This is a genomic window from Nonomuraea cavernae, assembly GCF_040655715.1.
GTDB classification, from domain to species: domain Bacteria; phylum Actinomycetota; class Actinomycetes; order Streptosporangiales; family Streptosporangiaceae; genus Nonomuraea; species Nonomuraea cavernae_A.
Genome location: NZ_JBFAKL010000002.1, coordinates 254,784 through 275,310, shown reverse-complemented (window position 1 = coordinate 275,310; position 20,527 = coordinate 254,784). Strand labels below are relative to the sequence as shown.

The window sequence follows — 20,527 nt, the reverse complement described above, 5'->3', positions numbered from 1 at the left end:
GCACTAACACCACGCAAACAACGCACTGACGGCACGGTCGCCATACTCGGCCCAACGTGATGGAGGTGGCCGTGGAACGGTGGGAAGAGGGGCTGGCGGACCTGCGGGGGCGGGTGCGTCGCTGGCCGGCGGGGGCGGTTCTGTTCCGGGAGGGAGACCGTTCGGACTGGATGCTGCTGATCAGGGCGGGCCGGGTGAAGGTCACCTGCTCGACCGAGGCGGGCAGCGAGACGGTGCTGTGGGTGCTCGGTCCGGGGGAGGTGCTCGGCGGGTTGTCGGTGCTGGGTGAGGGGGAGCGGGCCATGTCGGCGACCGCGCTTGAGCCGGTGACCGGGCTGTCGCTGCCGTCCTCGGCGTTCGACGGGCTGCTGCGCGACAGCCCCGCCGTGGTGGTAGCGCTGTTGCGGTTGCTCGGCAGGCAGCTGCGGGAGGCCGAGGACAAGCTGGTCGAGTTCGGTTCGCTCGACACGCTCGGCCGGGTGACCAAGCGGCTGGTCGAGCTGGCGGACCGGTTCGGCGACGACTGCCCGGCGGGGCTGCGGATCAGCCTTCCGCTGTCCCAGCAGGAGCTCGCCGGCTGGACCGGGTCGTCCAGGATCGCCACCGCGCGGGCGTTGCGTACGTTGCGTGACCGGGGGTGGATCGAGACCGGCCGCCGGGAGATCGTCATCCGGGATCTGGCCGCCCTGCGGCGCCGCGCCGGAGGGCTCTCCTTCCCGGTGGAGTTCAGCGCCGCCGGGTGAGGGGCACGGGAGCGGGCGCGTGCGGGGACGAGGTGAGGGGAGCGGTGCCCAGGTCGGCGTGCAGCCGCGCGGCGTGTTCGGTCTCGCCCAGTGCCTCGTACGACCGGGCCTCGTCGAAGGCGATGCCGAGCCCGCGGGCGGCGGCCAGCGCCCGGGTGGCGGTGCGCCGGGCCGCCGGCGTCCGGCCGGTGAGGTCGAGCAGCAGTGCCGCCGCCCAGCCCATCCGGGCGGCGGCCGACGGGGTCCGCCTGGCCAGCTCGCCCATGTGGCGCAGCAGCCGGGGGATGGCGGGGTCGGTCATCCGCAGCGCCCGCAGCACCTCCGCCAGCCCCGCCCACGCCTCCAGGGTTCCCCGCAGCGGCATGTCCGGCCGGTCCGCGGCGCGCAGCGCGTCGATCACGGCCCGCCGCGCGGTGGCCACGTCACCGTCCAGCAGGCAGAGCTGGGCCTGGAGCGTGCCGAGCCGCAGCCGCTGGATCGTCTGGATCTTGCCGCCGGCGTGGGCGAAGTGGGTCTCGTCGAGCCGGGGGAGCGCCGCCGTCGCCGCGCGTGCGGCCTTCAGCACCCGGGCGACCTCGGCGGGTTCGCGGTCGGCCAGCCGTAGCAGGGCCTCGGCCTGGCCGGTCAGGCACCAGTAGCCGGACAGTTCGTCGCCCATGCGCGCCACGGAGATCCCGGCCACCGTCGCCAGCAGCGGGGCGGCGTCCGCGTAGCGACCGCGCTGGACCTCCAGTTCGGCGAGCAGCCCGTGGCAGTGTTCGGCGAGGCGCCGGTCGGCGGGGTGGCGGCGGGCCGCCGTCAGGGTCTGCCGTGCCGTGCCGAACCGGCCCTCCGTGGCGAGGAGCAGCCCTCTGGCCAGGCGGGCGCGGGAGACGGTGATCGGGTCGGGCACCGTGGCGACGGCCTCGTCGGCCAGGCGGCCGTAGTGGCGTGACACCTTCCGGAGCCCGGCGAGGGCGGCCACGACCGCGACGTTCGCGTACGCCTCCGCGCGTTCGGCGATGCCGCCCGACCGTTCCGCCGCGTGCAGGTGACGCAGGACGGCGAGCAGCAGGGCGGTGTGGTCCTGCCGGTGGTAGCCGAGTTCGCCGAGCATCGACAGCGTGTGGGCGGCTTCGGCGGCCAGGGCGCGTCGCGGGGCGTTCCTGGCCGCTCCGGTGAGCGGTGTCAGGCGGTGGGCCGCCTGACGGAGCACCGTCGTGGCCAGGGTCGCGAGGATGCCGAGCCGGGTGGTGGGCAGCGGCCGGTCGGCCACGGCGAGCGCGCCGGTCAGGGCCGCCAGGCTCTCGCCGCCCCGCTCGAACTGGAAGTGCGCGATCCCGGCCAGCCGGTGCCAGCGTGCCAGCTCCGCCCGCTGCTCGTCCGTGTCCGCGGCCGGCCTGCTCGCGATCATGTCGGCGGTGATCGACAGGGCCTCGGTGTAGTAGTGCCCGCGCAGGCAGAGCGTCCAGTAGTGCTCCGCGAACACGGCCCGGCCGGGGCCGATGTGACGCCACGCGAGCCGGAGGTTGTCCATGTCGGGGTCGAGTTCGTCGAGGACGGCCGTGTCGGCGTGGTCGCGCAGCCTGGGCGCCCGTTCGCTGAGGAAGCGCGCGTACCAGGCGGCGTGCCGGGCTCGCGGGGTGTCGTCGGTGAGCCGGGCGACCGCGCACTGGCGGACGAGTTCGTGCACGCGGTAGCGGCCGTCGCGGTCGCGGCGGACGAGGGAGTGGTCGGCGAGCCTGGCGAGGACCACGGCGCTGGTGGCGGCGACCTTTAGCGCGGCCGCGAGCGTGAACCCGCCGGCGAAGACCGACACGCAGGCCAGGGCTCGCTGTTCGGGTGCGGTGAGGAGCCGCCAGGAGGCGTCGAAGACCTGTCTCATGCTGGCGTGCCTGCTTGTCGCGGGGGCCGGATGCTCCAGCAGGACCACGGGCGTGGCCCGCCCGCCCGGGTCGCCGGTCGGCGCCAGCCGGTCGGCGATCTCCTCGCAGGTCAGCGCGCGTGTCAGTGAGGCGGCCAGTTCGATCGCCAGGGGCAGTCCGCCGACGGCCGAGCAGATCCGGGCCAGCGCGCGAGGGTCGGCGTCGAAGCCGGGATCGAGCCTGCGGGCCAGTTCGGCGAACAGGGCTCGGGCCTGGGCGTCCGGCAGGGCGGGCACCTCGTGTACGTGTTCGGCGCAGCTGCCCAGCCTACGCCGCGAGGTGGCCAGGATCCGTACGCCGGGCGCCGCCGACAGGATCGCCTCGGCGAGGCCCGTCATGGTGGGCAGGTGTTCGACGTTGTCCAGGATGAGCAGGGTGCGCCGGTCGCGTACGGCGGCGAGCAGCAGGTCGCGTGCCGGTTTCGGTGGCGTCAGGTCGACGCCGGCCGCCTTGGCCAGGGTCAGCACCACGGCGTCGGCCTCGGTCCCGCGCTCCTCGGCCGCGCCGGCATGGTTGTCGCCGTCGGGTGGGCGTACTCCGGCGAAGGAGACGAACAGCACGTCGCCGTCGAAGCGCTCGCCGGTGGCGATGGCGAGTCTGGTCTTGCCGACGCCTCCGGGGCCGGTCAGCGTCAGCAGGCGGACGTGGTGGTCGCGTAGCCGCGCCGTCACCTGTTCGACCTCTTCGTCCCGGCCGACCAGTCCGGTCAGCGGGCAGGGCAGCCGGCGCACCACGCCGGCACTCGCCACGCCGGCACTCGCCACGCCAGGGTCTGCCGCGCCCTTTCCTGTCGCACCGTTTTCTGTCGCACTGTTGTCGGACACGGCCCGTCCCGGTGCGGCCAGGATCCGCCGCCGCAGCGCTTCGGTGCTCGCGTCCGGGGGGATGCCGAGTTCCTGGTCCAGCACGCGGCGGCACGTCTCGTAGTGGGTGAGCGCGCCGGCGCGGTCGCCCAGCGCGGCCAGGGTCTCGATGACCATGCGGTGGGCGCTCTCGTCGAGCGGGTCGAACTCGAGCAGGCGGCGTGCCAGCCGCGCCGCGCCCTCGTGGTCGCGTTGCCGGTGCGCGGTGCGTGCCCGCTCGCGCAGCGTCAGCGTCGCCGCCCGACCGGCCTGCCGGCGGCGTTCGGCCGCCCAGTCGTCGAACCGGGGGGCGTCGGGGAGCGCCAGGTCGTCGAGGAAGCCGCCCCGGTAGTCGTCCGGGACCGAGCCGTCCGTGACGAGGTCCTCCCAGTCGAGGGTGTACGGCAGGGTGCGGTCGAAGGCGACCTGGGTGGGGGCGATGGTCAGGTGGTCGCCCACGGTGCGGCGCAGTTCCATCAGGGCGAGCCGCAGGCTTCCGCGGGCGTTGGTCTCGGCTCGCTCGCCCCACAGCAGACCGGCCAGGGCCGACCTGGTGTACGGCCTGCCTTCGATCATCAGGTAGCACAGCAGCGCCCGCGCCTTGGCGGACCTGATGGGGACGGCGTGGCCGTCTCCCTTGCTGATCGAGCTCATCTCGAGCACACGTACGCGCAACTCGTTCATCCGGCGTCCCCCGTCGGCACGATCTCGTGCGGCGGCCCCGAGCGTAATTATCCGTCCGAGTTACGAGAAGGCAATTGTCCTCATAAGTCGCCTGAGATCGGGGTGGGGAATGCGGAAGACGCTCCGACCCGCCGGGGGTCGGAGCGTCCGTAACCGTGATGGTCGATGCCGTGACCGTCAGGCCGGGTTGACCTCGTACACGATGGTGTACTTGGCGCCGTTCAGGTGGTCGAACTCGTCGACCTGAACGCCCGCGCCGGACTCGGTGTCATTGACGATGACGTTGCCGAGGAAGTCGTCGACGCCGCTGTCCTCCTCGAACAGCTCCATGACGGCGCTGCTGCCGGTGAAGTCGTGCGTCCTGCCCACGAGCGACTCGGTGTCGCCCTTGCCCATCTCGACCGGACCGAACTCGCGCGTCCCGTCGATGTTCAGGTACGGCCTGTCCTTGCCGACGGCGGTCTGCTTCTTGTTGCACGTCAGCGAGATCAGCTCGATCGTGTACGTGGTGGTGGTGGTGGTGGTCGCCGCCGCCGCCGGCAGCGCCGCGCTCGCGAGCGCGGCCACGGCGAGTGGCAGCACCGCCCATCGAAGAACCTTTCGCATGGCCTTTTCTCCCCTTTGGATGCTCGCCCGAGGACTTTTCCGGGCTGTCACCATTCCAGCCGGAAGCGCATGCGGGGTCTGTCTCGTCCGATACGCAGGCACGGTGTCCTTCGACACCCACGGTGGAGGGTCAGCCGGTCAGGACCGATTGGACGGATCTGGTCACCACGTGGGCGGCCTCATCTGAGGGCAGCCGTCCGGCGCGCACCTCGGCCGCCGCGCCGTGCAGGATGTACTGGACCAGGCTGACCAGCCAGGTGGTGGGCAGGTCGGTGCGGAAGGCGCCCTGTTCCTGGCCGCGTCGGATGAGCTCGGCCATGCGCCGGGCGGGCTCGGCGTGCATGTCTCGCACCCGTCCCTCGGGGAGCACCCCCTCGGCGGCGGCCAGCAGGGCCGCGGACTCGGCCACGAGCGCCCAGCTCGACGCCAGCAGGCGGGTCATGGCGTCGCCCGCGTCTCCGGTCAGGTCGATGGACGACAGGGTCTCCTCGCCGGTCCGCAGCGCGTCCGTGAGCGCGGCTCCGACCAGGTCGGCCCGCGTGCGGAAGTGTCCGTAGAGGGTCATCCGCCCGACCCCGGCGGCCTGCGCGATGTCGTCGGTCGTCGCGTTCGGATCCGAACTCAGCAGGGTGCGCGCCGCGGACACGATGCGGGCGATGCTGCGCTCGGCGTCGGCGCGGCGTCTGGAGCGGGCGGAGGGCGCGGCCATGCCCACATCTTAACTCGTACGGACGGATACGGGTTATAGTGAAGGCAAAAGCTCGTACATGAACGTACGAGTTAGTCGCATGGAGGTCCGATGACCCAAGCACCGGCACAGCAGACATCACCTCACGAGCCGCATCCGGCACGCTGGCGCATCCTGGGCTTTCTCGGGGTGGCACAGCTCATGCTGATCCTCGACGTCACCGTCGTGGCCATCGCGCTGCCCCACATCGAGACGGACCTCGGGCTCAGCCGTGAGGTGCTGACCTGGACGGTCAGCGCCTACACGCTCACCTTCGGCGGCCTGATGCTGCTCGGTGGCCGACTCGCGGACCTGGTGGGAGCCAAGCGGGTCGTGCTCGCCGGCCTTCTCGTGTTCACCGCGGCGTCGCTGGTGACCGGCCTGGCCGGATCCGCGGGCATGCTGGTGGGCGGTCGCATCGGCCAGGGCGTCGGGGCGGCGCTGCTCTCTCCGGCGGCCCTGTCACTGGTGGTGGCCCTGTTCGACGGCGAGGAGCGGAACAAGGCCCTGGGCGTCTGGTCCGCGCTCGGCGGCGGCGGCGCGGCTCTCGGCGTCCTCCTCGGCGGCCTGCTCACCGCCGGGCCCGGATGGCCGTGGGTCTTCCACGTCAACGTGCCCATCGGACTGGTGATCATCGCGGTGCTCGCCACCCTGCTACCGGCCCGCTCGTCCGCGCCCGCCGACCGGCCCCGGCTCGACGTCCTCGGCGCGATCCTGGTGACGGCCTCCTCCGCATCGCTGATTTACGCCTTCATCGCCGCGGGTGAGAGGGGGTGGCTCACCACGTTCACCGGGGGGCTGATCCTGGCGGCCGCGGTGGGTTACGTGCTGTTCGTGCTGTGGCAGAGGCGGACGCGCTCGCCCCTGATGGACGTCCGGCTGCTGGCCCGGCGGCCCGTGGCGACCGGCGCCTTCCTCATCCTGATGGCGACGGCGCTGATGATCGCGGTGTTCTTCCTGGGCACCTTCTACTTCCAGCAGGCTCTGGGATACGGCGCGCTGCGGACAGGGCTGCTGTTCCTGCCGGTGGCGCTGGCGACGATGCTCGGCGCCAACCTGACCGGCCGCATGCTCGGCCGATGGGGCGGACGCGGGCTGGCCGTCGCGGGCCTGACGGTCGCGGCGATCGGCATGGCCGTCCCGGCGGTGTCGATGAGCCCGGTCAGCGTCGTGGCCGGCGTGGCCGTCGCGGCGGCGGGCACCGGCGCGCTGTTCGTCATCGCCTCGGCGACCGCCCTCGGCCAGGTGGCGCCGCACGAGGCCGGGATCTCCTCCGGCATCGTGAGCACCTTCCACGAGTTCGGCGCCTCCATCGGAGCCGCGGTCATGTCGAGCGTCGCGGCCGCGAGCCTGGCCGGGACCACGTTGAGCGGTTTCGCCGGCGGATTCACCGTGGCCGCGGTCGCGGCGGCGGTCGCCGCCGTCGTCGCCGCGCTGGTCACACCCGGCCGTCAGAAGTGACGGACCGACTGGTCAGCGTGTATCTGGTCTGGGGATGTCGATCCCGGCGGCGCGAAGCTTCGTTTCGACGAGCGACGCCAAGCGGGCCGCGGCGGAGTCCTGTTCTTCGCCGTGGTGGGCGATCAGCCGGTACCGGGTCGCGGTCTCGGTGCGGGCTTGCAGGCCGGTCACGATCCTCAGCTGCGCGGGGTTGGCGAGGTAGTGCTCGGCCATGTCGGTGGCCAGTTCGGCAACACGGGGGTCATCCGGTTCCCAGCCGGTGACTTCGGCGCTGCGCTTGGTCAGTTCGACGAAGCGGGGGTCGTGCAGCGCGTGCTCGATATCGGTGAGGTAGTCGTCGAAGCCTTCGGGGACCAGGGCCTTGGCCAGTACGAAGGATTCGCGGGCGGTTCGCACGTCGCACGGCGTGAAGCCGAGAGTCGGCATTCCCTCCAGCATCGCCACGGCGCGGTCGGGCAACAAGGTCCGGTCGCCGGAGGTGAGTCGGTGGAGCACGTCCCGCCGCGCGGTCAACTCGGCGATCCGCTCGGTGAGGTGCCGCTCGACGTCGACGAGTGTGGCGGCGAACGACGCGGCGTCGGAGTCGAGCAGCGGGCCGATGTCGCCCAACGGCACCCCTGCGGCGGCCAGAGTCCTGACCTGCACCAGTCGCAACAGATCAGCCGACCGGTATCGCCGGTAACCCGAGCTGTCGCGCGCTGGTTCGTCGATCAGGCCGAGCTTGTGGTAGTGCCGCACCGTCTTGATCGTGATGTCGGCGAAGGCGGCCGCCTGGCCGATGGTCACCCCATCGGTCATCGACTCAGCGATCCTGCCGATCATGCGCTGCGGCGGTCTCCCGTACGGCAGCGGCGACTGCCCGGAAGTCCTTACGCAGGATCTGCGTGTGGTTGCTCTCGACCTTGGTGCTGACCCGCAGATGCGGATTCCGGCGGAGCACCGGATTGAGAGAGGCGCGCATCTGCTCCATCTCCTCCGCGCCACCACCGAGGTTCGCACCCGTGGCCACGATGTAACGCACCGGGCAGGACAGCCGGTCCAGGACCGGCTCGAGGGCGGCGCAGACCTCGTTGATCTCGATGTTGACCTCAGCGTGCTGAGCGGCACTCATCGAGGCGGCCAGGCCGAACGGGCGCGCGAGCGGCAGAAACATCCGCATCTTGCGGAAGATGCGCCGGATCCGTTCCCGGTTCTCCTCCCCGGTAAGCCCCCACGGAACCGCACCGTCGACCGAGACCACGCCGGCGACCCGGTCAGGGTTACGGTCGGCCCAGTGCACCGCGAGCGCCGCACCGTAGGACCAGCCGACAAGCAGCGGCCGGTCAACCCCAGTTGCCTCGACAACCGCGTCGACGTCACGAAGACACCCTTCGAAGGAATAGTCCGCCGACCGCTTCGACCTGCCGCGAGCCCGCTCGTCGTAGGTGACGTGTCTCCACTCGGGGCCGAGTTCGGCGATCAAACGCCGCCAGGAACGCTGGCTGGCGTAGGAGCCGTTGAGATAGAGAACGGGACGACCGGGGCCGCGGGTGTCGGTGACCGACAGGGCCGTGTCGTCGATGGGCACCATGCCGGTCCATGGTGAGGTGGTCGAACTGGTCATGCGATCAGTCTTCACCTTGACCTTGGGTCAAGGTCAAGGTGGATCGTGACGTCACTCGATCGAGTGTCCGCGTGCTACCAGCTGCCGGGGATGGTCCCTTTCCGCTCAGGCCGGACGCGGGGCGCGGCGGTCCCCGCGCCGGGCGAGTTCGTCGTCGTCGACCAGGGTGAGCATCGGCTGGCCGGGCTCGCACAGCATGGTGACGGTGAACCGCAGGGGGATGTCGTCGCGGTTGTTGCCGTCCTGGTAGTGGATGACGTCGCCGCCCGGCTCCCAGAAGGCCTCCCCGGCGCGTACGACGCGCTCCGGCTCGCCCTCCAGCTCCAGCAGCATCTCGCCTTCCAGCACGTAGCCGAACGCCGGCCCGGAGTGCCGGTGCGGCGGGGTGCCGGGGTCACCGGGCGGGAACTCGATCACCACGACCATGGCGTGCGCGCCCTGCGGGATGAACGGCGGCTCGGCCTCCTGTACCAGGGTCAGCGCCGTCTGCCACGCGGTGGATCTCGGCCTGGGCCCGGTGGTCGCGGGGTCGTTCTCGGACATGGGATTACCTCTCCTGCCTCTGGGTGATGGAGCGCGGGCGGGGCGTGCTACCTGCCTGCGGTGTGTGACGGCCGGTCGTGGTAGCGGATCCGGCCAGGGTGGCGCCGTCGCCCGGTACCAGTGTCCGCTCGCCGAGCTCGCTTCCGAGGTAGTGCGCGTGCGTGTCGGGGCGTGGCGGCGCAAGGTTCCGCCCGCTGCGAACGCCACGGCCCGTACCCGCTGTTTTCCGGTGGCACCTGGTCAGGGCCGGCGGATCCCGAAGAATCCGCCACCGTTGTCGTCGCAGGTGAGCCGGTAGTCCCCGGAGACGGGCGCGGCAATCCTCCAGATCAACTCCCAGGATTGGCCATCGCGCACCTCGATGCGGCGGGGGACCGGGACAACGCGGCCAGGGGGCGATATGTCGCAATGAATCTTGGCCCCACGCAGCGACGTGAAGTAGCTCTCGGGCCGCCGCGCGATCAGGCTTGGATCATGGCACACCATCTCCGGCTGCGAACCACCTTCGACAGCGTGGCCGACTCCTATCAGAACGCCCGTCCCGACTACCCGTCCGAGCTGTACGCGGATCTGCTCGCGATCACGGAGATCACGCCACCGGCGCACCTGCTCGAAGTCGGATGCGGGCCGGGGAAGGCCACCCTGCCCTTGGCCCGGAGGGGCTTCGGGATCACCGCGGTCGAGCTCGGCGAGGCTCTGGCGGCGGAGGCGCGGCGCCGCCTCGCCGCGTTCGCCGGCGTTTCCGTGGTCACGTCGTCGTTCGAAGACTGGGAGCCGCCGGCGGGGGGCCGCTTCGATCTCGCCTACGCGGCCACGGCGTGGAAGTGGGTGGACCCGGAGGTCAAGTACGCGAAAGCAGCCGAGTTGCTCACCGAGGGCGGCCACCTGGCCGTGTGGGACGCCGACCACGCGTTCCCGGCAGGCTTCGACCCCTTCTTCACCGAGATCCAGCAGGTCTACGACGAGATCGGCGAAGGCGATGGCGCCCCGTGGCCCCCGCCCCGGCCCGAGGAGCGGTTCGACCCCACCGCCACGGAGTTCGAGGCCTCCGGGCGCTTCACGGTGGTCGGGACCCGGCGCTACGTATGGAGTTCGCGCTACGCGGCAGACGAATACCTCGCCCTGCTCGACACGTTCTCCGGCCATATCGCCATGGAGCCGGCCAAGCGGCAGCACCTCTACCAGGAGATACGCCGCCTCCTCGCCGCACGCCCGGACGGACGACTCACCCGCCACTGGTCGGTCGTCCTCACGATCGGCCGACGCCTGTGACGCGGTGCGAAGCAGGAGGGCACGAGGCTGGAACACCGGTGGAACGGGATGGAACACGGTGAGGGTCAGCCGCTAGTCACAGCGCTTTCACCGGGGGGTTCAGAATGGCACGTTCCACAACGCACTTACGCTTCGAGTCGACGTCCCTGCGAGCGCTCAGCCCGTTCGCGTTGCCGCTCATCTGCACGGCGCAGCTGATGGCGACTCTGGACGTGACGATCGTCAACCTCGCCCTGCCCGCCGTGCAACGGGAGTTCGGCCTGTCGAACTCGGGCCTGGCGTGGGTGATCGACGCCTACACGCTGGCCTACGCGGGCCTGCTGCTCCTGGGAGGACGCGCCGGGGACCTGGCCGGTCATCGTCGTACGCTCATGATCGGGATCTTCGTGTTCACGGCCTCGTCCCTGCTCGGCGGGCTGGCGCAGGACTCCGGGCTGCTGCTGGCCGCGCGTGCCGGGCAGGGGGTGGGAGCCGCGCTCGCCACCCCGACGACGCTCTCCCTGATCACGACGCTGTTCGCGCCGGGGCCGGCGCGCACCAGGGCGATGGTCGCCTACGGGGGTATGGCGGGACTCGGCATCACGCTCGGGCTGGTCCTCGGCGGGGTCCTGACCGAGCTGGCGTCCTGGCGGTGGGTGTTCCTGGTGAACGTGCCCATCGGGATCATGCTGCTGGCCACCGCGCGGCGGGTTCTTCCCGAGTCGACCGGGCCGCGGCGCCGGCCGGACGTGCCGGGCGCCGCGCTGGGGACCGCCGCGCTGGCCGCCCTGGTCTACGGCGTGATCCGCGCGGGCGCCGACGGATGGGGCGGCCTGACCTCCTCGATCGCCCTCGGCCTGGCCGCGCTGCTGTTCGCGGGCTTCGTCGTGGTCGAGCGGAGAACGGCCGAGCCGATGCTGCCGCTGCGGCTTCTGGCGCATCGCACGCGGCTGGGGGCGTACCTCGTGGCCGGGCTGCTGTTCGCCTGCCTCTACCCGTCCTTCTTCTTCCTCAGCCGGGCGCTGCAGGACGTGCTCGGCCACGATCCGATCGAGGCGGGTCTCAGGTTCCTGCCGATCGGGATCGGGGTGCTCATCTTCGCGATCGTCACCCGGCGGCTCGTGCACGTGTCCGGGCCCCGGACGCTGGTGCTGGGCGGCACCGCCGCGACCGCGGTCGCGGCGCTTTCCCTGGTGGCGCTCGACACCGGCAGTTCCTATCTCACTCTGCTGCTGCCCGCTCTGGTCGGGCTCGGCGCCGGGGTGGGGACGACGTTCGTGGCCAACGCCGCCTCGGCCATGACCGACGTCGCCGAGGCGGACGCCGGGATCGCGTCCGGGCTGCTCAGCACCTTCCAGGCGGTCGGCGGCACGGTCGGCGTCGCGGTGCTCGCCGCCCTGGCGGCGTCGCAGACCACGGCGAATCTGGCCGAACGGGGCCCGACGGCCGCCGCGCACCCGCCGAGCGTGATCGGTGAGGCGCTCATGTCGGGGTTCGTGCAGGGGTTCGCCATCGCGGGCGGCCTGGCCGTGGTCGCGTTCGGCGTCGCCGTGGTGACCGCCCCGAAGCGCTGATCCCCGGCGTCACCGTGGTCAGCGCCCCGAGGCGCTGAATCCCACTTCCACTTCCATCCAGAAAGGTGTCGTTGTGTACATTCCTGTCCCTAGCGCTGATCCCTTCTACGCGCCGATCGACCGGCTGGGCCGTCCCGGGGACCTGCTTCGGTTCCGGAAGGTCGACGTCAAGAGCGGCGAGGCGTCCGTCGCCTGGCAGGTGGTCTACGTCTCGACCGATTCACGTGACCGGCCGATCGCGGTCTCGGGAACGGTCCTCGTTCCTTCCTCGCCCTGGCGGGGCGCCGGTGTCCGGCCGATTCTCAGCTACGGCGTCGGCGTGCACGGCCTGGGCCGCGATGTCGCTCCGAGCTATCTGATGCGGTCGGGTACGGAGTTCGAGATCACGATGATCGAGTCCGCGCTGGCGCGCGGCTGGGCGGTCGCCGTCACCGACGGGGAGGGCCTCGGGATGCCGGGGCCGCACACCTACGGCGCGGGCCGGCCCGGCGGCCACACGATGCTGGACATCGTCAGGGCGGCTCCCGGTCTCGGCGCGGACCTGCCCTCGGGCGGGCCCGTCCTGGTCTGGGGCTACTCCGAAGGCGGGCGGAACGCCGCCTGGGCGGCGGAACTCCAGCCTTCCTACGCGCCGGACCTGGATGTGCGGGCGGTGGCGGCGGGCGGGGTTCCCTCGGACCTGCTGGCGGTCGCGAAGGCCATCGACGGGGGACCGTTCTCCGGGCTCGGGCTCGCGGTCCTCGTCGGCCTGGCGCACGCCCACCAGGACCCCGCCCTCGAAGCGGTCCTCAGCGAGCGGGGCAAGCAGGCCGCCGCACGGGCCGCGACCCTGGACGTGACCGGCCTCATCGTCGACTTCCCCGAGCCGCTGCACCACCACACGGTCCGCGAGGAGCCCTGGGACGATCCGGCCTGGCTGACGCTCCTCGACCGGGAGAAGAACGGCCGCCGCAGGCCAGGCGCGCCCGTCTACCTCTACCACGTCGCCGGCGACCTGCTGGTGCCGACCGTGCAGGGCCGCGAGCTGTTCGCCGACTATGCCGCGCTCGGCGCCAAGGTGACCTGGGCGGACGTGCGGGCCGAGGAGCACCTCGCCGGCGCGTTCGCGGGAGCCCCGGACGCCGTCGAGTGGCTGGCGGAACGGCTCGGCTGACCTCTGTCCATCTGGCACGCACGCCATCCGGGCCTGCTGCCGCACCACATCCCGACCACTGGAGAAATCATGTCATTGTTCAAGAGAACCATCCGATCGGCCGCCGTGCTCGCCAGCGCCACAGCGGCGCTCCTCGGCCTGGGGGCGGTGTCCGCCCACGCCGACACGGCGCCCGGCGTCATGGCCAAGCCCCGCCTGTCGATCAACAAGCTGGGCGGCGACCAGTGCCAGCTGACCGTCATCACCAACGTCGGCATGACGCAGGCCCAGGCGCAGTACCAGGTCGACAACGGGGCGACGGTCCGGATCGAGGTCTGGGCCGACGACCTCGTCTACGACAACCGCGTCTATAAGGCGCCGAACGCGCTGTTGACCGCGAGCAAGTACGACAGCGGGCTCATCGTCACCGCCCAGCCCAAGGTTCCTTGCTCCTACCTCAACGAGGACAAGAGCCAGAACTTCGACGCCGAGGGCGATGAGATCTACGCCAAGGTCATTTTCGAGGGGCCCGGTTATTCCCGCATGGCGAAGAACTCGAACGTGGTGAATGGCCGTTGGTAGTGGCGTAGCCGTTGGTATGAGCCCTGCCCGCCGAGCTCGAAACTCGAAACCGGCGGGCAGGGCTGTTTCGCGTACGAATCGCTCGCGCCGCGCGGAGGCCCGCAGCGAATACGACAAGAGGCGGCGCGAAGAATGTCCAAGTCCCGGCTATCCGAGCTCCTGCGGAATCTGAAGAATCATCGCTATGAAACTGCGCTCGCCGGCCTGGAGAGATTCGTGATCCGGCAACCGTCCCCTTCCCGTGGCTGTCCGTCGCACCAGGGCATGGAGGTTTCGGAGCGGGTCGGGTCGATGCTTCTCAGCGGGCTGCACGCCTGGTGCGTCGAGGGCGACCAGCGCTCCAGCCGGGAGCATTTCGAGGCGGCCTACCGCGCGGCCGAAGACGAGGGCGACGGCCGGGCGACGGCTCTGGCGGTGCTGGGTCTGGCCGGCCGGTGGGTGCACGACCACCGCGGCCTGACGGCCGGCACGTCGATCGAGGTGCGGCTGCGGCACGCGTTGTCGGCGGTGGACCCGCGCTCGACGCTCGCTCTCCGGCTCCGGGTACGGCTGGCCGCCGAGGCCGACTACCGGTCGGGCGAGCAGGCCGCCATCCTCGCCCTGCTGGAGGAGGCCAGGAGTGCCGGCGATCCGGTCGCCCTGGCCGAGGCGGCCGATCTGGCCCACCAGTGCCTGCTGGGTCCCGGCCACGGCGAGACGCGTCACGAGGTCTCCCGGGAGCTGCTCGCGGCGGGTTTCCAGACCCGGTGCCGCGGCGATCTGCTGCTGGGTCTGTTGTGGCGCACCATCGACCATATCCTCGACGCCCATCCGCACACCGAACGCTGCCTGGCCGAACTACGCGGCGAGTTGGCGCGGCAGGACCATCAGGCGATCGGGTTCGTGCTGCAGGCGATCGACGTGATGCTCAGCATCCGCGCGGGCCGGTTGGCGCAGGCCGAGGCCGAGGCGGCCCGCTGTGTCGAACGGGGCATGGTGGTCGGCGACCCGGACGCCGTCAGCTGGTACGGCGGGCAGATGGTGGCCATCCGCTGGTATCAGGGCCGCCTGGGCGAGCTGGTGCCGATGCTGGCCGAGGTGGTGAACTCGCCCGACCTCAGCGTGGTCGACAACTCCTACCTGGCCGCGCTGGCGGTGGCCGCCGCCTCCGCCGGTGATCATCGGCAGGCCAGCGGCGCGCTGGCGCGGCTGCGCCGATTCGACCTGGCCCTGCTGCCCCGGTCGAGCACCTGGCTGGCCGCCATGTTCGGCATCGTGGAGGCGGCGAACCTTTTGGGGGACACCGAGACCGCCTGCGCGGTCTACGAGCTGCTCACGCCGTTCGCCCAGCTCCCGTTGGTGGGCAGCCTCGGCGTCGCCTGTTTCGGGTCCGCCCAGCACACGCTCGGCGTGGCCGCGCTGACCATGGGCGACGCGCAGCGGGCGAACGAGCATCTGCGGATGGCGGTCAGGGGCAACCTGGCCATGGGGCACTGGCCGGCGGCGGTCCTGTCGCGGGTGCGCTGGGTCCAGGCGCTCCTGCTCCGGGCGGGCGCCGGAGACGTCGACGAGGCGGCCCGGCAGCTGGAGGTCGCCTCGCGTGAGGCGTCCGGGCTGGGCATGGTCGTGCCGGGGGAGAGGGAGCTGTACGGCGCGGTCGCGGACGCCGCGTCCGGGGGGCGGCGGCCGCTCCTGGAATGCCGGCGTGAGGGCCGCTGGTGGAGGGTCGGGCTGGGCATCAGGAGCGTGCGGGTGGAGCACAGCCTGGGCATGGCCTATCTCGCGGTTTTACTGGCCAATCCCCGGTACGAGATCCCGGCCATCGAGCTGGCCGCCGGACCAGTTCCGGATCAGCGGGCGGCCGTGACCGCCAGAGGCGGCCTGGGCCATCCGACGCTGGACGAGGCAGCCATCAGGGCCTACCGCGAACGGCTGTCGTTGTTGCAGGAGGAAATGGACGCCTACGAGTCCGCCAACGACCTCGTCCGGGCCGAGCAGATCCGTGCGGAACGTGACTGGCTGATCGAGGGGCTGGCATCCGCGACCGGTTTAGGGGGGCGAGTCCGAAATTTCACTGGCAATGAGGAGCGCGCCCGTATCTCGGTCGGTAAGGCCATTCGGCGGGCCATTCAGCGAATCGCCGACGCCGACCTGATTCTCGGTGAGGAATTGCGGGGCACCGTACACACCGGACGGTTGTGCTGTTATCAACCTCGGGATGACAGGCGCGTGCCTGGCCGCGTTCCTTGATCCTTCTCGGTGGAGAGGAGGTCAAGCCGGGTAGGCGTGGGTCTCGGTGGCCTTGACCGAGGCCCAGATCTGCTGGCCGGGGGTCAGGTCGAGGTCGGCGACGGCGGCCGGGGTGATGTCGGCGAAAGCGGAGATGGGGCCGTCGAGGTGCACGCGGACGTTGTCGCCGTGTCGTTCGATGCCGTCGATGCGGGCCTGCCACAGGTTGCGCGGGCTGCCGTCGGGGCGGGAGCGGTAGAGGGCGACGGCGGCGGGCGGGAAGGCGACGAACGCGGGCCCGTCGAGTGGCTCGGCGGTGCTGAACGGCAACTCCTCCACCTTGACCTGTGTTCCGTCGGCCAGGCCCCGGTACAGGTTGAGCCCGACCAGGCGGGCGACGTAGTCGGTGCGCGGGCGGCGGGCGATCTCGCCGGGGGGACCTTGCTGGACGATGGCGCCGTTCTCGATGACGATCAGCCGGTCGGCCAGCACCATGGCGTCGAGCGGGTCGTGGGTGACCAGGACGGTGACGCCGTCGAAGTCGTTCAGGTGGCGGCGCAGCTGGGCGCGGACCTCCAGCCGGGTGTGGGCGTCGAGGGCGGCCAGCGGCTCGTCCAGCAGGAGCAGCTCGGGCCGCACGGCCAGCGCCCGGGCGAGCGCGACCCGCTGGGCCTGCCCGCCGGACAGCTGCCGCGGCTTGGCGGCGGCCCGGTCGGCCAGGCCGACCCGTTCCAGCAGGACGGCGGCGGCGCGGCGGGCCTCGGCCTTGGGCACCCCCTGGCAGCGTGGCCCGAAGGCGACGTTGTCCAGCGCGTTCAGGTGCGGGAAGAGCAGGTAGTCCTGGAAGACCATGCCGATCGGGCGGCTCTCGGCCGGCAGGGTGTGCAGCGGCCGGCCGCGCAGGCCGATCTGCCCGCCGGACATGCGGGTGAGCCCGGCCAGGGCGCGCAGGGCGGTGGTCTTGCCCGCGCCGTTGGGGCCGAGCAGCGCCACGACCTCGCCCGGCTCGACGTCCAGGACGATGTCGAGGGTGAACGCGGGCCGGGTGACGACCAGGCGGGCCTGCAACGTCATGGGCTGCTCACCCACCGGTCGCGCAGGCTGGCCAGGATGATCACCGAGACGGCGAGCAGCACGAGGCTGAGCACGATGGCCGCCTCGGGCTCGGTTTCCAGCGCCAGGTAGACGGCCAGCGGCATGGTGCGGGTGGTGCCGGGGAAGTTGCCGGCGAAGGTGATGGTGGCGCCGAACTCACCCAGCGCCCGCGCCCAGCACAGCACCGCGCCGGCCACCACACCCGGCATGATCATCGGGAGTGTGACGCGCCGGAAGACCGTCCAGCGTGAGGCGCCGAGCGTGGCGGCGGCCTCCTCGAAGCGCTGGTCGGCGCCGCGCAGCGCGCCCTCGACGCTGATCACCAGGAACGGCATCGCGACGAACGCCTCAGCGATGATCACCCCGGCGGTGGTGAACGGCAGCGTGATCCCGAAGGTGGCCTCCAGCCACTGCCCGACCAGCCCGCGCCGGCCGAGCACGAGCAGCAGCGCCACCCCGCCCACCACAGGGGGCAGCACCAGCGGCACGGTGACCAGGGCCCGGACCAGCCGCCGTCCGGGAAAGTCCACCCGGGCCAGCAGCCAGGCCAGCGGCACCCCGAGCAGCAGGCAGAAGGCGGTGGCGACGGTGGCGCACACCAGCGACAGCCGCAATGCCTCCAGCACGTGCGGCTCGGCCAGCCGCTGGACCAGCGTGGACCAGGGGGCGCGGATCAGCAGCCCGGCCAGCGGCAGCACCAGGAACACCAGCCCTGCCACCGCGGGCAGCACCAGCATCCAGGGCGGCCGCCCGGAGACCTCACGGTTCGCGGACCGGCGGCCGGCCGGCCCGCCGCGCGGGTCCGCCGGGTCAAGCCGTTTCGGCGCGGAAGAGTTCATCGGTGGTCAGGGAGCCTCGAAGCCGGCCTTGGTCAGCACATCCTTGCCCTGCTGTGACAGCACCAGGTCGACGAACCGCCGGGCCGCGTCACCGGCCGGCGCCTGGGCCAGGGTGGCGATGGGGTAGTCGTTGATCGCCTGGTCCGCCTCGGGGAACTCGATCCCGGTCACCTTGCCTGCTGAGGCGATCACGTCGGTCTTGTAGACCAGCGCGGCGTCCACCTCGCCCAGCTTCACCTTGGTGAGGGTGGCCTTGACGTCCTGCTCCAGGGTGACCGGCGTGACCTTCAGCCCGGCCGCGTCCAGCGCTTTGGCCGCCGCCGCGCCGCACGGCACCTGCTCGGCGCAGAGCGCGACCTTCACCTTGGCGTCGGTCAGGTCCTTCAGCTCCTCCACCTGGGCCGGATTGCCGGCCGGTACGGCGATCTGCAGCTTGTTGCGCGCGAACGTGGCCGGCGAACCGGCCGGCGACGCGTCCGTCACCGTCTTCATCGTCGCTGGGCTGGCCGCCGCGAACACATCCGCGGGAGCGCCCTGGACGATCTGCTGCGCCAGTGTCGCGCTGGAGCCGAAGTTGAACCGCACCGTCGTGCCCGGGTGCGCGGCCTCGAAGGTCTTGCCGAGGTCGGTGAACGTCCCGGTCAGCGACGCCGCCGCGAACACCGTCACCTCCGTGGCGTCTGCGCCGGCCGACGCCGAGGTCGTGGAGGTGGCCGGCGCGCCGGAGCCGCAACCGGACAGGCCCGCCAGCGCGAGCGCGACGGGCAGGGCGATCGCCCATCGGGAAGGTCGCCTGAACACCAAGGGGGGCTCCTCACACATGACCGGCCACGCGCTCGTACCCGGGAATCTCCACGAGCCGCGCCACGGTCTCGCTGATCCGAAACGTCGTCACACGTCCACACGATACCGTCCGCACATTCCAGGCTGAATACCCGTCTTGCATCGCAACAGCGGCATGATCCGCCGATCTGCCATGGCAACCACGAGAGTGCGGAGCACTCCTGCGATCCTCGGCCCTCGCCACCATGAACATCGCTCAGGCCGGGCTGCGCGACTGGGTCCACAACCTGCACAACACCCTGGGCGAGCGGGGCGTCCACGCCGCCACCGTGGCCATCAACCTCATGATCGCCGAGCAGGCGCCCGAGGGCTACCCGCACCGCGCCCCCGACGACATCGCCCAGGCGTACTGGGACCTCCACACCCGGCGCGACCAGGCCGAGCACGTCGTCAGCGCCTGATCCGGATATCTCCGTCCGCGAGGCTCTCATCCGCCGCGGCTCTGGCGGTCGCGGCGACGTGCTCGTCGGTGGTCATGCCGAGGTCGGGGTGGTGCCGGTTGAGGTCGTGCTGGTCGTCGGCCCACTGCTGGTAGTCCCGCCGGAGGGTGAGCTCGTCGGAGTCGACGACGCGCGCGATATCGGCCCAGGTGACCCCGGCGAGCAACGCGTGGTGGATGTTGGCGGGATGGCGCACGGTACGCGCGACGCACTCCGCGAGCGCCAGCAGTTCGATGTGCTCGGCCACGGTGAGGGGAGGACGGTCATCGGCTCCATGCCGGGCGGGGTCATAGATTTGCCGGGTCACCAGCTCGATCCGGGCGCGGGCCGATGTGTCCTTGGCGGCCAGCTCGTTGTAGCGCTCCAGCTGCTGGCTGACGGGCATGTCGTAGCGAGCGTCGCGCCAGGTCGTGATGTGCTCAGGCGTGGTCATGCTTCTCCAAGGTCGGCTCGCCTTTGTACGCTGACGGGCTTGGGGTCTGGTCGCGTTGACGATCAGGCGGGTTTCGCGCTGCGGAACGAGCGCCGGTAGCTGTCGGGCGGCACTCCGACGATCCGTTTGAACTGGCGTCGAAGGGTCGTGGCGGTGCCCATGCCGGTGGCGAGGGCGACCGCCTCGATGCTCTCGTCGGTGGTCTCCAGCAGCTCCTGGGCGCGGCGTACGCGCTGGGTCTGGAGCCACTGCAGCGGTGCCTGCCCGGTCACCGCGCGGAACTGGCGTCCGAGGTTGCGCGGGCTCGTGTTCGCTCGCCGTGCCAGGTCCGTCACCGTCAGCGGCTGGTCCAGCCGCTGCTGGACCCAGGCGAGCAGGCCGGCGAGCAGGTGGTCGCCCGAGACCCGCATCGGCGTGGCCACGAACTGGGCCTGGCCGCCGGGCCGATGGGGCGGCGTGACGAGGCGACGGGCGACCGAGTTGGCGACGCCGGCGCCGTGGTCGAGGTGGATCAGGTGCAGGCAGAGATCGACGGCGGCGGCCTTCCCCGCGGCGGTGAGCACGCTGCCGCTGTCGGTGTACAGCACGTCCGGGTCCACGACGGCCCGCGGATGGCGGGCGCTCAGCTCCGCGGCGTGCGCCCAGTGGGTGGTGGCCCGCCGGCCGTCCAGCAGGCCTGCCGCGCCGAGCGTGAACGCCCCGGTGCAGAGGGAGGCGACCCGGGCCCCCGACGCGTGGGCCGCGCGTACGGCGTCGATCAGTTCGGGTGGCGGCGGATCGTCGATGTCCGCGCACGCGGGCACGATCACGGTGTCGGCGCTGATCAAGCGCTCCAGCCCGTGGTCCGGCTCGACCGTGAACGGGCCGACCCGCACCGGTCCGGGCCCGCAGAGCAGCACGTCGTACCAGCCTGCCGTGGCCTCGCGCGGGGGCGTGCCGAAGATCTCGTAGGCCACGGCCAGCTCGAAGTGCAGCAGGTGGCCGGCGGTCGCCAGTGCGACGGTGTGCATGTCCGAA

19 protein-coding genes are annotated in these 20,527 nt (G+C 71.7%); 8 read left to right on the top strand and 11 right to left on the bottom strand.

What is annotated here, in order from left to right; genetic code table 11:
• Positions 1-71: 71 nt before the first annotated feature.
• Positions 72-743, top strand: coding sequence for a Crp/Fnr family transcriptional regulator (locus AB0I38_RS04160; protein WP_358461564.1), 672 nt, complete (start codon positions 72-74; stop codon positions 741-743).
• Here AB0I38_RS04160 and AB0I38_RS04155 read toward each other — a convergent pair.
• The 3 genes from AB0I38_RS04155 to AB0I38_RS04145 form a co-directional block, all read right to left on the bottom strand.
• Positions 727-4,173: an ATP-binding protein gene (locus AB0I38_RS04155; protein ID WP_358461561.1), complete on the bottom strand. Its 3,447-nt coding sequence runs from the start codon at positions 4,171-4,173 to the stop codon at positions 727-729. The two genes, AB0I38_RS04160 and AB0I38_RS04155, sit on opposite strands and share 17 nt — an antisense overlap.
• A gap of 177 nt (positions 4,174-4,350) precedes the next feature.
• Positions 4,351-4,779 (bottom strand): hypothetical protein, encoded by a 429-nt coding sequence (locus AB0I38_RS04150; protein ID WP_358461558.1) that lies wholly within the window; start codon positions 4,777-4,779, stop codon positions 4,351-4,353.
• Between the two features lie 130 nt (positions 4,780-4,909).
• Positions 4,910-5,488: a TetR/AcrR family transcriptional regulator gene (locus AB0I38_RS04145; RefSeq protein ID WP_358461555.1), complete on the bottom strand. Its 579-nt coding sequence runs from the start codon at positions 5,486-5,488 to the stop codon at positions 4,910-4,912.
• A gap of 90 nt (positions 5,489-5,578) precedes the next feature.
• On the opposite strand from AB0I38_RS04145, the gene AB0I38_RS04140 reads away from it, so the two are divergent.
• Positions 5,579-6,967 (top strand): MFS transporter, encoded by a 1,389-nt coding sequence (locus AB0I38_RS04140; RefSeq protein WP_358461552.1) that lies wholly within the window; start codon positions 5,579-5,581, stop codon positions 6,965-6,967.
• 12 nt (positions 6,968-6,979) lie between these two features.
• On the opposite strand, the gene AB0I38_RS04135 is transcribed toward AB0I38_RS04140, so the two are convergent.
• The 3 genes from AB0I38_RS04135 to AB0I38_RS04125 all read right to left on the bottom strand — a co-directional run bounded on the left by AB0I38_RS04135 (position 6,980) and on the right by AB0I38_RS04125 (position 9,113).
• Positions 6,980-7,789: a MerR family transcriptional regulator gene (locus tag AB0I38_RS04135; RefSeq protein ID WP_358461549.1), complete on the bottom strand. Its 810-nt coding sequence runs from the start codon at positions 7,787-7,789 to the stop codon at positions 6,980-6,982.
• Positions 7,770-8,537, bottom strand: a complete 768-nt coding sequence (locus AB0I38_RS04130) for an alpha/beta fold hydrolase (protein ID WP_358461546.1) — start codon at positions 8,535-8,537, stop codon at positions 7,770-7,772. The genes AB0I38_RS04135 and AB0I38_RS04130 overlap by 20 nt, the downstream gene beginning before the upstream one ends.
• 138 nt (positions 8,538-8,675) lie before the next feature.
• On the bottom strand, positions 8,676-9,113 hold the full coding sequence (locus AB0I38_RS04125) for a cupin domain-containing protein (RefSeq protein ID WP_358461543.1): 438 nt from the start codon (positions 9,111-9,113) through the stop codon (positions 8,676-8,678).
• A gap of 474 nt (positions 9,114-9,587) precedes the next feature.
• Between AB0I38_RS04125 and AB0I38_RS04120 the strand changes: the two genes are divergently transcribed.
• The 5 genes from AB0I38_RS04120 (at position 9,588) to AB0I38_RS04100 (ending at position 15,881) form a co-directional block, all read left to right on the top strand.
• Complete coding sequence (locus tag AB0I38_RS04120) at positions 9,588-10,385, top strand: class I SAM-dependent methyltransferase (RefSeq protein WP_358461541.1); 798 nt, start codon at positions 9,588-9,590, stop codon at positions 10,383-10,385.
• A 104-nt stretch (positions 10,386-10,489) separates the two neighbouring features.
• Positions 10,490-11,938 carry an MFS transporter gene (locus AB0I38_RS04115; RefSeq protein ID WP_358461538.1) on the top strand — a complete coding sequence of 483 codons (1,449 nt, stop codon included), beginning with the start codon at positions 10,490-10,492 and terminating at the stop codon, positions 11,936-11,938.
• A gap of 73 nt (positions 11,939-12,011) precedes the next feature.
• Positions 12,012-13,091 carry a lipase family protein gene (locus AB0I38_RS04110; RefSeq protein WP_358461535.1) on the top strand — a complete coding sequence of 360 codons (1,080 nt, stop codon included), beginning with the start codon at positions 12,012-12,014 and terminating at the stop codon, positions 13,089-13,091.
• Between the two features lie 69 nt (positions 13,092-13,160).
• Complete coding sequence (locus AB0I38_RS04105; protein ID WP_358461532.1) at positions 13,161-13,652, top strand: hypothetical protein; 492 nt, start codon at positions 13,161-13,163, stop codon at positions 13,650-13,652.
• 264 nt (positions 13,653-13,916) lie between these two features.
• On the top strand, positions 13,917-15,881 hold the full coding sequence (locus AB0I38_RS04100; protein WP_358461530.1) for a hypothetical protein: 1,965 nt from the start codon (positions 13,917-13,919) through the stop codon (positions 15,879-15,881).
• 21 nt (positions 15,882-15,902) lie between these two features.
• On the opposite strand, the gene AB0I38_RS04095 is transcribed toward AB0I38_RS04100, so the two are convergent.
• From AB0I38_RS04095 to modA, 3 genes are read right to left on the bottom strand one after another with little or no spacing between them, the layout of a single operon-like run.
• Positions 15,903-16,934 (bottom strand): ABC transporter ATP-binding protein, encoded by a 1,032-nt coding sequence (locus tag AB0I38_RS04095; protein WP_358461527.1) that lies wholly within the window; start codon positions 16,932-16,934, stop codon positions 15,903-15,905.
• The gene (locus tag AB0I38_RS04090) at positions 16,931-17,794 is read right to left on the bottom strand and encodes an ABC transporter permease (protein WP_436838713.1); all 864 of its coding nucleotides are present in this window, start codon (positions 17,792-17,794) and stop codon (positions 16,931-16,933) included. The genes AB0I38_RS04095 and AB0I38_RS04090 overlap by 4 nt, the downstream gene beginning before the upstream one ends.
• A gap of 6 nt (positions 17,795-17,800) precedes the next feature.
• Positions 17,801-18,598 carry a molybdate ABC transporter substrate-binding protein gene (gene modA / locus AB0I38_RS04085; RefSeq protein WP_358461524.1) on the bottom strand — a complete coding sequence of 266 codons (798 nt, stop codon included), beginning with the start codon at positions 18,596-18,598 and terminating at the stop codon, positions 17,801-17,803.
• Positions 18,599-18,822: 224 nt separating this feature from the next.
• Between modA and AB0I38_RS04080 the strand changes: the two genes are divergently transcribed.
• Positions 18,823-19,038, top strand: coding sequence for a hypothetical protein (locus AB0I38_RS04080; protein ID WP_358461521.1), 216 nt, complete (start codon positions 18,823-18,825; stop codon positions 19,036-19,038).
• On the opposite strand, the gene AB0I38_RS04075 is transcribed toward AB0I38_RS04080, so the two are convergent.
• Both AB0I38_RS04075 and AB0I38_RS04070 read right to left on the bottom strand, forming a co-directional pair.
• Positions 19,028-19,510, bottom strand: a complete 483-nt coding sequence (locus AB0I38_RS04075; protein ID WP_358461518.1) for a hypothetical protein — start codon at positions 19,508-19,510, stop codon at positions 19,028-19,030. The two genes, AB0I38_RS04080 and AB0I38_RS04075, sit on opposite strands and share 11 nt — an antisense overlap.
• A gap of 62 nt (positions 19,511-19,572) precedes the next feature.
• Positions 19,573-20,520: a helix-turn-helix domain-containing protein gene (locus tag AB0I38_RS04070; RefSeq protein ID WP_358461516.1), complete on the bottom strand. Its 948-nt coding sequence runs from the start codon at positions 20,518-20,520 to the stop codon at positions 19,573-19,575.
• Positions 20,521-20,527: the final 7 nt, after the last annotated feature.

Excerpts from the sequence above, each read along its gene's own strand:
- AB0I38_RS04155 (WP_358461561.1), bottom strand. The coding sequence starts at position 4,173 with ATGAACGAGTTGCGCGTACGTGTGCTCGAGATGAGCTCGATCAGCAAG.
- AB0I38_RS04150 (WP_358461558.1), bottom strand. The coding sequence starts at position 4,779 with ATGCGAAAGGTTCTTCGATGGGCGGTGCTGCCACTCGCCGTGGCCGCG.
- AB0I38_RS04145 (WP_358461555.1), bottom strand. The coding sequence starts at position 5,488 with ATGGCCGCGCCCTCCGCCCGCTCCAGACGCCGCGCCGACGCCGAGCGC.
- AB0I38_RS04140 (WP_358461552.1), top strand. The coding sequence starts at position 5,579 with ATGACCCAAGCACCGGCACAGCAGACATCACCTCACGAGCCGCATCCG.
- AB0I38_RS04135 (WP_358461549.1), bottom strand. The coding sequence starts at position 7,789 with ATGATCGGCAGGATCGCTGAGTCGATGACCGATGGGGTGACCATCGGC.
- AB0I38_RS04130 (WP_358461546.1), bottom strand. The coding sequence starts at position 8,537 with ATGGTGCCCATCGACGACACGGCCCTGTCGGTCACCGACACCCGCGGC.
- AB0I38_RS04125 (WP_358461543.1), bottom strand. The coding sequence starts at position 9,113 with ATGTCCGAGAACGACCCCGCGACCACCGGGCCCAGGCCGAGATCCACC.
- AB0I38_RS04120 (WP_358461541.1), top strand. The coding sequence starts at position 9,588 with ATGGCACACCATCTCCGGCTGCGAACCACCTTCGACAGCGTGGCCGAC.
- AB0I38_RS04115 (WP_358461538.1), top strand. The coding sequence starts at position 10,490 with ATGGCACGTTCCACAACGCACTTACGCTTCGAGTCGACGTCCCTGCGA.
- AB0I38_RS04105 (WP_358461532.1), top strand. The coding sequence starts at position 13,161 with ATGTCATTGTTCAAGAGAACCATCCGATCGGCCGCCGTGCTCGCCAGC.
- AB0I38_RS04100 (WP_358461530.1), top strand. The coding sequence starts at position 13,917 with ATGGAGGTTTCGGAGCGGGTCGGGTCGATGCTTCTCAGCGGGCTGCAC.
- AB0I38_RS04095 (WP_358461527.1), bottom strand. The coding sequence starts at position 16,934 with ATGACGTTGCAGGCCCGCCTGGTCGTCACCCGGCCCGCGTTCACCCTC.
- AB0I38_RS04090 (WP_436838713.1), bottom strand. The coding sequence starts at position 17,794 with ATGAACTCTTCCGCGCCGAAACGGCTTGACCCGGCGGACCCGCGCGGC.
- AB0I38_RS04080 (WP_358461521.1), top strand. The coding sequence starts at position 18,823 with ATGAACATCGCTCAGGCCGGGCTGCGCGACTGGGTCCACAACCTGCAC.
- AB0I38_RS04075 (WP_358461518.1), bottom strand. The coding sequence starts at position 19,510 with ATGACCACGCCTGAGCACATCACGACCTGGCGCGACGCTCGCTACGAC.
- AB0I38_RS04070 (WP_358461516.1), bottom strand. The coding sequence starts at position 20,520 with ATGCACACCGTCGCACTGGCGACCGCCGGCCACCTGCTGCACTTCGAG.